The organism is Mesorhizobium sp. ESP7-2 (assembly GCF_020164715.1).
Taxonomy (GTDB): domain Bacteria; phylum Pseudomonadota; class Alphaproteobacteria; order Rhizobiales; family Rhizobiaceae; genus Mesorhizobium.
In genome coordinates, this window is the sequence record NZ_JAIUGQ010000032.1 from 1 (window position 1) to 13,934 (window position 13,934).

A 13,934-nucleotide genomic window follows, 5' to 3' on the forward strand; every position below is an offset into this window, starting at 1 on the left:
CCGACAGTGGTCGTCGCTCCGTCTTCGGTCAGCGCGCCGGCATTCACATTGTGCGCCACAGGCACGTCGTCGACGATGGTGACGGTGACGGAGCTGGCGCCATGGGTGCCGCCAATGCCGTCGACCGCGACCGCGACAGTATCGGTCAGCGTGTTGTTGCCGTTGCCGGCAGCGTGGGTCTGCGCGGCATTGAGCGTGTAGCTGTAGGAGAAATCGGCTGACTTGCCGTCCGCCGCTACCGTCACGCCGGTGATCTTGAACGTGCCTTCGCCGGTGTTGATGGTCTGGTTGAGCCAGGCATTCAGCGCATGGGTCTGGCCGCCGATGGTCACCGTGGCGATGCCGTCGCTCGCCGTGACCTTGAACGCGCCGGTGTCGGTCTCCTTGTTGGTCGCAGCCTGCGAGCCACCCGCATCCAGACCGGCCTCGTACACGACGCTGGCGGCGCCATTAGCATTGGCATCGTTGCTCGGCGTTACCACGACCGTGGCGTTGTCGTCGGCGCCGTTGATGTTGAACGTGATGGTCTTGGTATCGGCATCGCTGTCCTTGTCGGTCAGCGTATAGTTGAACGATACGCTGATCGTCTGGCCGTCATGCAGCGCCTGCGTGGCGGGCTTGCTGTTGTCCAGCACGAAGCTCCAGGTGCCGTTGGCATTCTGCGTCAGCGTGCCGTAGTCGCCCAGGTTGACGGCGCCGCCGTTCAGCGTGGCCGTCGCCGTGCCCCAGCTGACCGGGTTCGCGGCCGCCGGGCCGTCGGCGCCGAAGATGTTGCCGTAGTCGCTACTCACGTTGCCGCCGACAGTGGTCGTCGCTCCGTCTTCGGTCAGCGCGCCGGCATTCACATTGTGCGCCACAGGCACGTCGTCGACGATCCGGACCGATAGCGTGTCCGGAGCCGAGACGTCTCCGTCGGTGTCGGTCACCGTCACCGGCAGGTCCTCGAAGATGAAATCGATGCCCACGAGGGGATGGGTCTCGCTGTGGACCAACGTATAGGTGTAGCTCACCTGGCCGGTGGCGGCGTCGTACCCAGTGATGGTCAGCGTGTTGCCAAACGGTGTGATGACGCTGATCGGATTCGATCCGCTGTCAGCCAGGGCGGTGCCGGGGATATCGTGGCCGGCGATTGTGAGCTTGCCGATGCCGTCGGGCGAGGTGATGGTGAAGGTGCCGGTACCAACCTCGCTGGCGTCGGCATCTGAGGTCAGGCCGTGTTCGTACACGATGGTGTCGCCGCCACCGACGGAAGGCGTCAGGTCGGTGATCGACGGCGTTGAGTCGGGCAGGAGGCTCGCAAACAGCTCGCGATGATCCGGCTGCCCAAATTGCAGGTCCGTCGGCGGCAGGAGCGCCGAAAGGCCGAAGCCGTCGCCGATCCCGCCGGCAGGCTGTTCGAAATTGCCGCCGGCGCTCGAGGTCGAACCTCCCGGACCCGCCGAGATGGAACCATCCGTGCCGAAGGCGACATCGACATGGCTCGCTTCCAGCGCTGCGATCAAGGCCACGCGCGGCACTTCGACTTCGCCGATGATGAAGGTCGGCACATTCAGGGCACCGTCCTTGATGACGATGACCGAGCCGTCCGCCTGCTCGAGCACGAGGTTGTGACCGTCGACCTTGATGTTGTCGATCGAGACATTGGCGGGAAGCTTTACGACGTTGCTTGCGTCCGCGACGTATTCGTGCGGGGCATTTGCCGCTGGCGGAGCAGCCGCGGGCGCGCCGCCGCCGACATCGACCGGCACAGGCTCGGCTGCGGCCGGTGCTGTTTGAGCCGGAGCGGCCGCTTGCTCGGCCGGCGCGGCCTGGGCCACCAACTGGATCGAGGCCGTCAGGTCGTGGTGATCGTTGGAGACGGAATGCTCGTCCCACGAGTTCGAAACGTTGTCCAATTCAATACTGGTCGCCATAGCTTAAACCCCTCCGGCATTTCCCGGAAAGAGACAGGTGGCGGCTTGACTTTGCAACGGTCCGTCAATCCATTCTATATATTTGGATATGCGTTCGATGACTTTTTTTACGCTTGGTAAACTGTGAACATATAATCTGTTATATCATGCCTGGAATGCACGGCGCCTTGTCGCGAGTAACGCGAAAAACTTGGTAAATATAAGTATAAATACGTATAAAATTTTACACAAAATAGCAAAATCACTTTGCGGGAAAGTTATCCACCTTCCTTTCCAGTAATTTGAGACAAGATTGGTAGCGTCCACGGTCAAAGGTGGGCGTCATGAAAAAACAAAAGAATGCTCCGGGGAAGCGCGAACTCAAGTTGCTTCTGCTGGCACTGGGGATAGCCGGCTCGGCGCAGCCGGCCCTTGCCGGGCCAGCCGTCAGGGATTTCCTGCCCGAAACAGCACTGCTTGCGACGGTCCAGGCGCCGTCTGGTCTCGGTGGCATTTCGCTGCAAAGGTACCGGCCCTGGCAGCCGGCCGCCCCCTACCGGATCAGCCTCGTCCTGAACGGCTACAGTCCCGTTCCGGCGCAAGACGGGTCCGCCGCCGCGATGGCGCAGGAAGCCAGGGGTGTCGACCCGATTCAGACTGCGTCGATTATCCCGGGGGTGTTCGGATCGGTTGCGCTGTCCATGCGCAATTTTCCGGTTTCGGCGCGCTGGGCACCGGTCTACCAGGCCATAGTCGATTGCACCGCGGGCAGTCCCTGTGATCACGAGAGCCCGGCTTTCGTGGCCATGGTCTCGGCTGCCCAAGGCAAGGGGTTCGTCGAGAAACTGTCGTTCATCAACAGCGGCATCAACCACCTGATCGCCTACAGGAAGGACAGTGTCGTTTATGGCAAGCTCGACTACTGGGCGAAGCCTTCGGAAATCCTCGCCAATCGCGCCGGTGACTGCGAGGACTTCGCAATCCTCAAGATGACGGCGTTGCTGAGGGCCGGCATTCCGGCACGCAGCATGTCGCTCGTCGTTCTCCAGGACCGCAAGCGAGGTTTCTTCCACGCCGTGCTTGCGGTGAGCACTGCAAGCGGCGCTTACATTCTCGACAGTCTCGACAATACGGTGCTCAAGGACAGCGCGCTTCCGGACTATCAGCCCCTGTACTCGTTCAGCACCGACCGGGCATGGATCCATGGATCCAGACCGGGGGCCGCGCAGATGGCCGACGTCAAGGGCGGTTTCGAAACCGTCGCGCCTGGCGAAGGCGCGCAGACGGAAGTCAAGTAAAGACAACGCGCGGTCGCTTTTTGTCCTGGCCGAATGCCCAGAGCAATTCCAGGAAAAGTGCATAGGGCTTTCCGCCGGGAATTGCGCCAAGACAAAGAGATGGAACGGCGAAACGATAAGCCGCTCTAACCGTTGAAGACAAAAGCCATCAGCAATTCCAGGTCCAGCGCCGGCGCCCGCACCACGTTCAATTGGCCTCGGTAACGGCGCTCGCCGGCGCCGATCACAAATCCGCTCGCAACGGCAACGTCGCCGTTGGTGTCGAGGCGCGCGAATATATCCGCCACGTTGAGATCCAGCGCCAGCTTCAGGTCCTGCCGCGTGTCTCCGTCGAACGCCGTCGGCAACTGCCGTTTGACCAGTTGCTGGAACGGCGCATTGAACGTCACGATCTTCTTCGTCGATGCCAAGGCGAAAGCCGGCGACGGACAGGCAAGCAGAATGGCGTTTACCGTCCTGATCGACGCAAGCCTGTGCAAATTCAGGTTTTCGTGTCCCAACGCGCGTATGCAGGCCACCCGAATTGCCGAGGTCAGGTTTCCTTTCTCCGCGTGACTTTCGGCGATCTCGTCGACCAGCATGCCGATGGTGCATTTGCGGCTCTCGGCCATCTGTTTCAGCGAAAGCCAGAAAGCCCGTTCCAGACGGATGCCGCGCCTTGTGCCGCCGCGCGCCACGACGCGGAACTCGAGCTCGAAATCGTCTGTCGGGAGCGGCAGAAGCAGACGGTCTTTCGGGGGCGGGGGAGAGATGGCACTAGCGCTCACTCATTGCCTCCTGACGTGCTTTGTTGATCGGCTTCAGCAGGTAGCTCAGGATCGTCTTGCGCCCGGTCTTGATATCCACGGAACAGATCATGCCGGGGATGATCGAATATGCCTTTCCGTCTCGCTCCAGTGTCGATTTGTCGGTTGAAACGCGCACCTGATAATAGGGCTCGCCCGTCTTCTGATCGACCAGGCTGTCGGCGGTTATGTTGGAAACCTTGCCTTCGATACCGCCAAAGATCGAAAAATCGTAAGCCGTGACTTTTATCAGGGCATCCTGATCGGGGCGGATAAAGGCGACATCGCGGGGCGAAACACGCGCTTCGACCAGCAATGTCTCGGAAGTGGGGACGATGCCGGCTACGACAGTACCGGGCTGGACGAAGGCGCCGACGGTGTTCAGTTCCATCGTGTTGACGATACCGTCCACCGGAGAACGGATATCCGTTCTCGCGACTTTGTCAGTCGCGCCGCGAATGGTTTCGTCCACCACCGAAAGATCGGCCAAGGCCTGCGTCAGGTCATCGAGTGCTTCCTGCTTCAACTGCAGCCCGAGTTCCTCGACCTGGAGCTGCGCCTCGGTGATCGCCGACTTGGCTTTCTTTATCGTCTCGCCGGCCAGGTTCAATTGGCCGTTGAGTTCGGTTTGCTCCTGCTCGACCTTGAGTTGCTCGGTCCTTGCCATCAGACCTTTCTTGACCATCGCCTCGACCAGCTTCGCCTGCTGGTCGCTCACAGCCAGGTTTTTTGTCAGGCGGTCGACATTGGCGTTCGCCTCGTCGAGTTCCTTTTCGCGCTGGTCGAGGCGCGATTTGAGCACGGACAGCTTGTTGTCGAAGTTTTCGCGCCGGGCAACGAGGAGATTTTGCTCGTTGTCGCAGATTTCCGGCGCCACCGACTGAATGTCCTGCGGACACGGAAACGATCCGGTGATGCTGCCGCTCTGTTCGTATTTGAGCCTGGCGATGCGTGTTTGCAGGGCCCGCGCCTTGGCTTGCTGTTCGCCGAGGCTGGACGTGTTCAAAGTATTGTCGAGACGAATGATGAGGTCGTTCTTCCTGACGACCTGCCCCACCTTGACAGCGATTTCCTGAACGACGCCCGGCTCGCTGGCTTGGATGACCTGGGTCTTGGAGGCCGGTATGACCTTGCCATCGCCACGCGCGATCTCGTCGACCTCGGCGAATGATGACCAAGCGACAAAGGCGACGAAGAGCGCCGCTATGATGAATATGGACGCCGTCGCAAAAAGCGGCGGGCGGTCTTCCCTGGCAAGCATTTCCTACGCCTCGTTATCATATCGGTTTCAGCCCGATATAATTTGTTCATTCAGGAATTCGTTCTCTGCAGCGCCTGAATGACTTGTTCTTTTGGTCCATCGGCAACGATCTTTCCTTGCTCGACAACAATAAGGCGATCAGCCAATTCGAGCATGCTGAAGCGATGCGTCGAGACGATCAGCGTCGTGTCGCGGTCAAATGCTGTCTTGAGTTGTTTGATCAGCTGTCGTTCCGAAGCCAGATCCATCGAGCCGGACGGTTCATCCAGGAAGACGATCTTCGGCTTGGTCAAAAGCAGCCGGGCAATCGCCACCGTCTGTCTCTGCCCGCCGGAAAGATTGGTGCCTCGCTCGCCGACATTCATGTCGTAGCCACGCGGATGGCGAGAGACGAACTCGTCGACGCCTGCGGCTTTTGCGGCTTCGATAATCTGTTCGTCGGTCGCCTCGGGAGATGCCATGAGCAGGTTCTCCTTCACCGTGCCCGAAAACAGATCGCCAGCTTGCGCAACGATGCCCACTGCGGCGCGCACCTCCGAAGGGTGATACTGGCGGATGTCGATGCCATCCAGCAGCAGCTCGCCGGAACTCGGCAGGAAAAGCCTTCCGATCAGGCGTCCCATCGTCGTCTTGCCTGACCCGATGCGGCCGATGATGCCAATACGCTCCCCCGGCTTCACCGAGAAGTTCAGGCCGGACAGAACCTCGTTTTCCGATCCGGGATAGACGAAGCCGACATTCTTGAACGTCATCGCTCCATTGCGGATCGGGCGATTGACAAAGCCCACCGTGTCCGGCCGGTCCTCCGGCTGGGACATGATGGAATTCACCATTCTCAAGGAGAGCATGGCCTGGCGAAATCTCGACAAGGTGATCGCGATCTGACCGAGCGGAGCCACGGCCCGGCTCGCCAGCATCACCGTTCCGATGATGGCTCCTGTCGAAACGTGCCCTTCCGAAAAGGCATAGGCTCCGGCCACGACCAGGGCGACCGTCACAAGCTGCTGGATGGCCTGGGTGATGTTGCCGGCCGCCGCCGAGAGCTGCTTGATCTTCTCGGAGGTGTTGGCCGCATTCTTCGAATGCTCGCCCCACTTCCTCAGCAAATAGGCTTCGGCGCGCAGGGATTTGATTGTTTCCAGCGTGGAGATGGACTCGACCAGCAAGGCCTGGCGCTGGGATGCTTCGTTCATCGAGGCGGCGACCCGCTTGCCGATGCGACGTTGCGTGACGAGGCCGACGATTACCGACGCCACGAATGCCAAGGCCGGTATGACGACCAACCAGCCGCCGATCGCGTAGATGACCAGCAGGAAGATGAAGACGAAGGCCGTGTCGATGAAGACGCTGATGGTGTTGGAGGTGAAGAACTCCCTGACGAACTCATATTGAGTGACACGGTTGGCATATTCGCCTGTCGAGCCCGGGCGCGCGGACAAGGATGAATTCAGCACCTTCTCGAACAGCAGATACGATATCCGCAGGTCCGCCTTGCGCCCGGCATAGTCGATGAGCGAGGCCCGGGCCGTCTTCAGCATCAGGTCGAAGAGAATGACGGCGCCGATACCGATCGCCAGCACCCAGAGCGTCGATATCGCCTTGTTCGGCAATATGCGGTCATAGACGTTCATGGTGAAGATTGGCGAGGCGATGGCCAGCAGGTTGATGAAGATCGCCGACAGCACGACCTTCGAATAGGTGCGCCAGAAAGCGCCCATCGTTCCCGTCAGCCAATGGCGCCGTTCGATCTGCTGCGCCGACCCGACCTTCATGCCTTCGGTGGCGTTGGCATAGGTGATCGAGAAGGATACGCCGCCACTGATGTAACTTGCGGCCAGTTCGGATTTGCCGACGGTCGTGCGCCCGTCTTCCTGCGGCGCCGTGAGATACCCGTCGCCGTCGATTTCCGCCAGCAGGGCGATCGGCAACTGACTGACACGGAAGAGAATTGCCGGAAGATCGACGCGGCCGCGCAAGAAGTCGCGATGGTTGAATTCGCGGGTCTCGAGACCGATGCGTTCGGCAAGATGCCTGATCTCGGCGACCTCGATGCGCGTGTCCGAAATCGGCACCCCGGCAAACAGCACGGTCTCCGCGCTCGGCCTGCCGAGATAGGCGGCGACCGCCGAAAAGCAGGCCTTGAATGCCTCCTTGGGCGACAGAATGTTTGGCTGCTGATTCACGACCCGCCCGCCAGGACCCTCAACCCTCGTTACACCGGCTCATTTCTTCCTGACCGGGGCAAGGATGTCGAAGGGTATATCGTTCGTCTGTTCCGACGGGGTCCGGGCATAGGTTTCGGTATCCGCGGTCGCCGGAACGGCAAATTCATCCTTGGCGTAGGCCGTGGCCTGCTTTGGCGGATGGATGTCCATCGTTTTCAGCAACTGCCCGGTCGCCGCCAGAAGCCGATATTGGGCAAAGAGGGATGCGTAGGACGCGGTGTCGGCCAGCGTGGCTGTGTTGAACCGCGTATTCTGCGCATCCAGCACGTCGAGCAGCGAGCGCTGTCCGACCTTGAACTGCTCGCGATAAGAGGCAACCAGCTTCTCGTTGGCTGCGGCTTGCAGCTTCAGGGTCTTTGCCAGGTCGGCTTGCCGGAAGCGGCGATCCCACGACGTGCGAACGGCCTCTTCGATCTCCCGCAGAACCTGATGCAGCCCAAGCCGCTGCTCGCTGGCGCGGCGGATTTGCTCCTGCTCATTCGCCTTGTCGATGCCGCCCCGGTACAGGTTCCAACGCAGCACCAGCCGTGCCTGCAAGTCGGACGTGTCTCCATTGTCGCCGTCAATGTCGTATCCGGCCCGGGCAGTGCCTTCGGCGACGATCGAAGGGCCGTATTTCGCCCGAGCGGCGTCAACCTGCGAGGCGGCGGCGGCAATATCGCTATTGGCCATGTGGACGCGCGGATTGTTTTCCCGCGCAATGCCCAGCGCGTCGTCCAGGGACCTTGGCAGCGCGGAGGAAACATCGCCTGGCCGCGAGGCATTGGTCAGCGGTTTCCCGACGGTCTTGAAGAAGCGTATCCTCGAGGCCTCGAGTTCCTCTGAGGCTTCCTGCATGCGGGCCTTGGCCGCGAACAACCGCTCCTCGGCCTGTTGCCTGTCGGCTTCGTTCAACCCGCCGCCTGCTATGCCTTCCCTGATGTCGTGGAGAATCGCTTGATGAAAGCCCAGATTCTTCTTTGCCTCGGCCACGATCGAGCCCTGAAGCATGTATTCCAGGTAATCCTGGACAACCGAAAGTCCGATGAACTCGGATCGCTCCAGCACGCGGAACGAGGCGCCATCGACTCGTGAGGCCTGACGGTTGAGTTCGGCTCGCCTTGCGCCGCTATCATAGAGCGTTTGCGAAACCGTCAGATCGGTCTCCGCGGGATAAAGCGCGTCGTGCTCGATGGAGAGCGCGCGGCGGGTGGAGTTGTCCAGGCGGCGAGCGCCGGTAGATGCCTCCAGGTCGACGCTTGGGAGATAGAGCCCCTTTGCCTGCCGCAGCTCGAACTCGATCGCCTCGCGGTTTTCGATGGCCTGGCCGATTTCCGGATTGGATTCAACCGCAACCGCCATGGCTTCCTTGAGTGTCAGCGCATGCGTGCCCCAGCTCAGCATGGTAGCCGCCATCAAGAGGCCAACGCCCATGGCCTTGGTTGACAGACCTGTCGTTTTCATTTTCCCACCCGCGTTTCCCCGCGCTTTTTAAGAGCGCCCCAGCCGGGCTCGGCGCCTGGCTTTGTTCGCTATCTTACAAATTAACGTGGACGTTTCATTATTAAGCTGTGACTAAATGATAGATTTTGGGCAGACGGCCAAAAAATGTAGCAAAAATAGCACACATTTGAGATGTTGGCGGGATCAAGTGCCGGTGTCGAAACTTGAAGCACCGCAACAAGATATGGAATGTATGCAAATAAGGTTGCTCTTGCGGAGGCAATAAGGGCACCCTCATCAATTCGGGTGCAGTAGGGGCTGGTCCGGCCCATCCCGACTGCCAACATCTCGCGCCTGGCGCGGCGTTTTGAGCAGGGCCGATTCGGTGCGTGCTCAGTCTCAATGAATGTCTGCGCTTGGCTGGGGTTCTTGGAAGCTTTTCGAACTTTCTGGATCGCGCCGGCAGCCCGAGTTGCAGTTGCTTATGGACAAGGTGGGTCAGTAGATTCGACCTTCGGGTAAGAGGCGTCGACCTCTGGCACGTGTGCCTTGCTGATAGCGCGCGTCAGCACGAGCGCTTAAGCATTCCCAACGACAGCTTTGCGCCCATGCAGGCAGCAGCATACGTCAAAACAACGCTTAAAGCGTGTCGTCTGAATCCGTTTCGACGTGACGCTCGGCTCTGCCGCCCCATTCCTCGGGCGCGACATCGGCGATCGTTTGCGAGAAGGTCCAGGCGTGACCGGCGAGATCGCGGCAGGAATATTGCCGTTCGCCATAGGGGTAGCTCGTCGGCGCGGTCAGCGCCATGGCGCCACGGCGCATCGCGCGGCGGTGGTGCGCATCGACATCCTCGACACGCACCATGACCGAGAATTCCTCGGGCGGCGGCACGGATCCGCCGCTCTTCAGGGTTATGACCACGACGGCGCCGTCACGGAAGCCGAGTTGGGCGCGATGATTGCCGATCGTCAGCCGCAATTCGAATCCGAAGGCTTCGCAGAGCCAACGACTCGCCGCCTCCACGTCTGAGTAGGCAAGCACCGGTATGACCGTATTGGCAGGCATGGAGCGGTTCTGCATGGGCGAGCCTCCTTCCGGCGTCGATGACGGCAGCGCCGAGTTTCAATTATAGGGCGACCGGCATTGCTGCCGAGGGCCGTCATAGGGCTGGTAGCTGTTATCCCAGGCGCGGTAGGAGCGGTAGCGATCGTAGCACCAGCGCACATGGGCGGCCGCCAGGCGCGCCGCGGGGGGCGGGGGTGGCGCGACCGTGGCGGCCCCCACGCCGGCCGCGAAGGCGGCGGCCGGGAACCAGTAGCCATTGTAGTAGCGGTAGCCGGGCCGCACCCGCCAATAGCCCCGGTAACCATTGTAGTAATAGGCGCCGCCGACGACGTAGAAGCCGCGCCGGTACCAGATCGGCGTTGCCTGGCTCGTCACGGACGTCGGCGCTGCCGGCGCCGCAAGCGGCATGGCCTCGGCCGGCGAGGCAAGGGCCGTAGCGCTGAGCATCACGCCGCACAAAGCAGTGATCGTTCTGTTCATCGATTGTCTCCTCTGGTCTGGTGTGGTCACTGGCGCCGCAGCGCCCGCAACTCGGTGATCGACAATGCTTTGTCGCCGTCGGTGTCCGCCTGCAGCAGCCTGTCGGGGAGGGCAGCCGTAAATTCGTCGCGCGAGATCTTTCCGTCGCCGTTGCGGTCCATGCGGCTTGCTTCGGCCTGCAGGCCGGTGAACCGTGCAGCCTGCACATCGCGCTTCGACTTGATCTCTTCGATTGCCGCCCGCACCTCGCCAGGCTCGAGCACGCCATTGTGATTGGCGTCCAACCGGTCGAACATCCGCGCCCGCGCTGCCTGGATTTCGCTGAACTCGAGCTTTCGGTCGCCATTGGTGTCGATGCGTCGGAACGCCTCCCTGGCGCCCTGGTCGGCAGCGAACGCGCTGCAGCCGCACAGAAGCAGTCCCGCAAGGGCGGTCACGATCTTGGTCATCTGGGTCTCCGCTGTAATCGACGGCCCGCCGCGGACCGTCCTTGCAGCGTCTCCTACGCAGGCATTCGATGACTCCTACGCGCCGCCTGCGTTTTTTTCGCGAGTTCGACGCTCGGGACACTGACGCTAAGTGGGCCAACGAAAAAATCCGGCCGCCGGCGTAGGAGTGCGAGCCGGGCTGCGTATTGACCGACAGTCGCTCACCCCGCGACGTCACAATCGAAAGGGACAACTCATGAAACGCTCAGCGATCTTTGCGTGCCTGCTTCTAGGCCTCACGCCGATCTGCGCCGCCGCGGCGCAGGACATCCCCGGCCAACGCATCCTCCAGCGCCTCGACACCAATAGCGACGGCGCGATCTCGAAGGACGAGATCCTTGCCGCCCGCGAACGCATCTTCAAGAGGCTCGACCGCAACGGCGACGGAATCATCGACGAGAAGGAGGTCGAAACCGCCCGGCAGGCCGTAGAAGACCGCGCCGAAGCGGCCGAGGCCCACCTCGGCAATCGTTTGCGGCGCATGGACAGGAATGGTGACGGCAAGGTCACCGAGAACGAGTTTCAGGCGAGCACGCCGCTCTTCGATCTCGCCGACCGCAACGGCGACGGCAGGCTCTCCGCCGACGAGATCGCGACCATTCGCAACATCGTCTCCGCTCACGCCAACTGACGCGCGACCTGGAAGGAAAAACGTGACATGATTTCCATAGCGAAACTTGCACTGCTAAGCCTCGGCGCAGCGGTGGTCTGGTCGGCGGCTTCCCCTGCCTCGGCGGAAGACTGGACACGCAAGACCGCCCGTGGCGGCGAGTTGAGCCGCAGTGTCAGCCGGGACGGCAACATCTATACCGGCTCGACGACGCGAATTGGACCGAACGGCGGCACTTACACGTCCGGTTCCACTTGCAAGGCCGGCGTTGTTGACCGCTGCTCCAGGAGCTATTCTGCCACGGGGCCGAACGGCAAGACCGTTTCGGGCCAGCGCTATTCCGCGGCCGGGCCGTTTCGCGGCCGTTCGGTCGGCAGCTTCACGGGCCCGAACGGCAATACGGTCCGCGGCTTTCGCCGCTGGCGCCGCTGACATCTGGTGAGGGACTTGACGTCGGAATTCGCCCTTCTGCCGAGCCGGATCGTCGCGGTTTTCGTCCTCGCCGTCGATGCTTCGTCAACCGGTGCCGGCCGCCGTGCCGGGTGAAGCGTCCCGCGGCGATGACGAGCTTCTGGCCCACATCGCCGCGGGCGGTCAGGCGGCTTTGTCCGAGCTCATGGCCCGCCATGGCCGTGGGCTGCGGACGTTCGCCACGCGCTATCTCGGCCATGCCGCCGATGCCGAGGATGTGGTGCAGGAGGTGTTCGTGACCGTCTGGAAGCAGGCCGCGCGCTTCGATCCCGGCAGAGGACGCGCCTCGACGTGGCTCTACCGGATCACGGCCAACCGCTGCATCGACCAGCGCCGGCGCCGCGCGCTGCGCAACTTCTTCGGGCTGGACGACATCGGCGAGGAGCCCGCCACGCCGGAAGTAAATGCCGAGACCGCGACGGCCGCTAGGCAGGAACTGGCGATCGTGCGCAATGGCCTGTCTCGCTTGCCGGAGCGCCAGCGGATGGCGCTGCTTCTGAGGGCCGTGGGCGAGCTTGACATCGGCGGAATAGCCGAGGTGATGGGCACCAGCGCGGGTTCGGTCGAGCAACTGCTCGTGCGCGGGCGTCGCACGCTCAAGGATCATTTGGCAGATGCGGCCCAGGGCCGCGAAAGGAAGTCCTCATGACACGCGAGGAATTCGAGAAGAACCGGCGCCGCTTCGGCGACGATATCGATGCCTGGCCGGCACCCTTGAGGGGACCGGCTCTGGCGTTCATGGCGCTTGACGGCGATGCCGGCGCCGACGCGGCACTCGACAGGCTCGTGCGGCAGGCCGCGCTGGTCGAGAGCGACGATGATGCTCTGGCGCGCGAGGTGATGGCACGGATCCAGCGTGGCGCGGCGCGGCCGTCCCTGCTCCTGCGCTTCCTTGTTGCGCCGGCGGGCCTCGCCACTTGCACCGCCGCTGTCCTCGTCGCCGCGACGGTCGCCGGCTACCAGGTGGCGCGCCTTCAGGACCAGCCCCAGGATTCCGAACTTCTGGCGCTCGCTGCGGGCGCCAGGCTTGCAGATGATGGAGGGTCGGCGATCGCGGCCGACCCGGGCGAGGGGGACCAGCTATGACCAAGCGCTCATGGATCTGGGCGGCCGTGCTGGTTGTGCTCGCGCTGTCGCTTGCCCTCAACTTCTTCTTCATCGGCTATGCCGCGCATGGCCTGCGCCAAGCGGCCGTTGCGCGCGAGTTGCTGGCGGAGGTCGCGGGCGCCTACTCGCCAGAGGTGCGCAAGGAATTCCGCACGGTCATGCGCGACAACCGCGCCCGCACGTTCGAAGCGCTGCGGCAGCTGCGCGCGGCGCGCGCTGACCTGACGGCGGCCGAGAAGGCGCGGCCCTTCGACGAAGCGGCGGTCAGCCAGGCGATGGCCGCGGTGCGCGCCGCCACGACCAATCTTCAGGCAACGGTGCAGGATTATCTGCTTGCCGCCATGAAGAACGTCAATGCGAAGCCGGCCGGCGGCGGATGAGCGGTCGCCGCACTCGCGGCACAATTGCCGTGACCTATTTCAACATCGGAAACACGATGACGGTCCAATGCGGCACGACGGGCTTGTCCTGATATTGCTCTGGCGCGAGCTGGTCGCCGGCCTGCGTGCGATGCGGCGCCGCGATCTTGCCTGGATTGCGTTCGGCGGCAGTGGTCTTCCGGCCTATGCGGTCGCCAATATCGTGATCGCCTTGGATACTGGGGCGCCGAAACTCCGCCACGACCAACTTCTATGGACTGTCGGCCTGCCACTTGCCTTGGCGGTGCTCGGAGTGCTCGCCGGCAAAGCGGTGTCCGAGCTCTGCCTTCAACGCGCCTTCGCGCCCTTCCTCAGGGCGCTGCCGCTTGCGCCCGGCAGCGCTGCCATATGGCCGGCGTGGCGACGCTCGTGCTCGCAGCACCGCTCGTGCTGTTGGTTGCCGTTTCG

At 62.4% G+C, this 13,934-nt stretch carries 15 protein-coding genes; 6 read left to right on the forward strand and 9 right to left on the reverse strand.

Annotated elements, in window-relative coordinates; all coding sequences use genetic code 11:
• Positions 1-1,913, reverse strand: a 1,913-nt coding sequence (locus LB543_RS24555; RefSeq protein ID WP_224615945.1) for a VCBS domain-containing protein, incomplete at its 3' end; no start/stop codon positions are given.
• A 323-nt stretch (positions 1,914-2,236) separates the two neighbouring features.
• On the opposite strand from LB543_RS24555, the gene LB543_RS24560 reads away from it, so the two are divergent.
• Positions 2,237-3,190 carry a transglutaminase-like cysteine peptidase gene (locus tag LB543_RS24560; protein WP_224615946.1) on the forward strand — a complete coding sequence of 318 codons (954 nt, stop codon included), beginning with the start codon at positions 2,237-2,239 and terminating at the stop codon, positions 3,188-3,190.
• A gap of 125 nt (positions 3,191-3,315) precedes the next feature.
• On the opposite strand, the gene LB543_RS24565 is transcribed toward LB543_RS24560, so the two are convergent.
• The 7 genes from LB543_RS24565 to LB543_RS24595 form a co-directional block, all read right to left on the reverse strand.
• Entirely contained in the window at positions 3,316-3,957 is a 642-nt protein-coding gene (locus tag LB543_RS24565) for a ribbon-helix-helix domain-containing protein (protein WP_318013007.1), read from the reverse strand.
• A complete protein-coding gene (locus tag LB543_RS24570; protein ID WP_224596618.1) occupies positions 3,947-5,236 on the reverse strand; it encodes an HlyD family type I secretion periplasmic adaptor subunit in 1,290 nt (429 codons plus the stop codon). The genes LB543_RS24565 and LB543_RS24570 overlap by 11 nt, the downstream gene beginning before the upstream one ends.
• A 50-nt stretch (positions 5,237-5,286) precedes the next feature.
• Positions 5,287-7,419, reverse strand: coding sequence for a type I secretion system permease/ATPase (locus tag LB543_RS24575; RefSeq protein WP_224615948.1), 2,133 nt, complete (start codon positions 7,417-7,419; stop codon positions 5,287-5,289).
• A gap of 39 nt (positions 7,420-7,458) precedes the next feature.
• Positions 7,459-8,904 (reverse strand): TolC family protein, encoded by a 1,446-nt coding sequence (locus LB543_RS24580; RefSeq protein WP_140761026.1) that lies wholly within the window; start codon positions 8,902-8,904, stop codon positions 7,459-7,461.
• Between the two features lie 618 nt (positions 8,905-9,522).
• A complete protein-coding gene (locus tag LB543_RS24585) occupies positions 9,523-9,966 on the reverse strand; it encodes a VOC family protein (protein ID WP_224615949.1) in 444 nt (147 codons plus the stop codon).
• A gap of 42 nt (positions 9,967-10,008) precedes the next feature.
• Positions 10,009-10,431, reverse strand: a complete 423-nt coding sequence (locus LB543_RS24590) for a BA14K family protein (protein WP_224615950.1) — start codon at positions 10,429-10,431, stop codon at positions 10,009-10,011.
• A gap of 26 nt (positions 10,432-10,457) precedes the next feature.
• The gene (locus LB543_RS24595) at positions 10,458-10,880 is read right to left on the reverse strand and encodes an EF-hand domain-containing protein (protein ID WP_224615952.1); all 423 of its coding nucleotides are present in this window, start codon (positions 10,878-10,880) and stop codon (positions 10,458-10,460) included.
• 235 nt (positions 10,881-11,115) lie between these two features.
• Here LB543_RS24595 and LB543_RS24600 point away from each other — a divergent pair, with 235 nt between their 5' ends.
• The 5 genes from LB543_RS24600 to LB543_RS24620 all read left to right on the forward strand — a co-directional run bounded on the left by LB543_RS24600 (position 11,116) and on the right by LB543_RS24620 (position 13,487).
• Positions 11,116-11,550 (forward strand): EF-hand domain-containing protein, encoded by a 435-nt coding sequence (locus tag LB543_RS24600; RefSeq protein ID WP_224615953.1) that lies wholly within the window; start codon positions 11,116-11,118, stop codon positions 11,548-11,550.
• Positions 11,551-11,577: 27 nt separating this feature from the next.
• A complete protein-coding gene (locus tag LB543_RS24605) occupies positions 11,578-11,961 on the forward strand; it encodes a hypothetical protein (protein ID WP_224596608.1) in 384 nt (127 codons plus the stop codon).
• Positions 11,962-12,064: 103 nt separating this feature from the next.
• Positions 12,065-12,649 carry an RNA polymerase sigma factor gene (locus LB543_RS24610; protein ID WP_224615955.1) on the forward strand — a complete coding sequence of 195 codons (585 nt, stop codon included), beginning with the start codon at positions 12,065-12,067 and terminating at the stop codon, positions 12,647-12,649.
• Positions 12,646-13,086: a hypothetical protein gene (locus tag LB543_RS24615; protein ID WP_224615957.1), complete on the forward strand. Its 441-nt coding sequence runs from the start codon at positions 12,646-12,648 to the stop codon at positions 13,084-13,086. The genes LB543_RS24610 and LB543_RS24615 overlap by 4 nt, the downstream gene beginning before the upstream one ends.
• Complete coding sequence (locus LB543_RS24620) at positions 13,083-13,487, forward strand: periplasmic heavy metal sensor (RefSeq protein ID WP_224615958.1); 405 nt, start codon at positions 13,083-13,085, stop codon at positions 13,485-13,487. The genes LB543_RS24615 and LB543_RS24620 overlap by 4 nt, the downstream gene beginning before the upstream one ends.
• 34 nt (positions 13,488-13,521) lie before the next feature.
• On the opposite strand, the gene LB543_RS24625 is transcribed toward LB543_RS24620, so the two are convergent.
• The gene (locus LB543_RS24625) at positions 13,522-13,728 is read right to left on the reverse strand and encodes a hypothetical protein (RefSeq protein WP_140761007.1); all 207 of its coding nucleotides are present in this window, start codon (positions 13,726-13,728) and stop codon (positions 13,522-13,524) included.
• Positions 13,729-13,934: the final 206 nt, after the last annotated feature.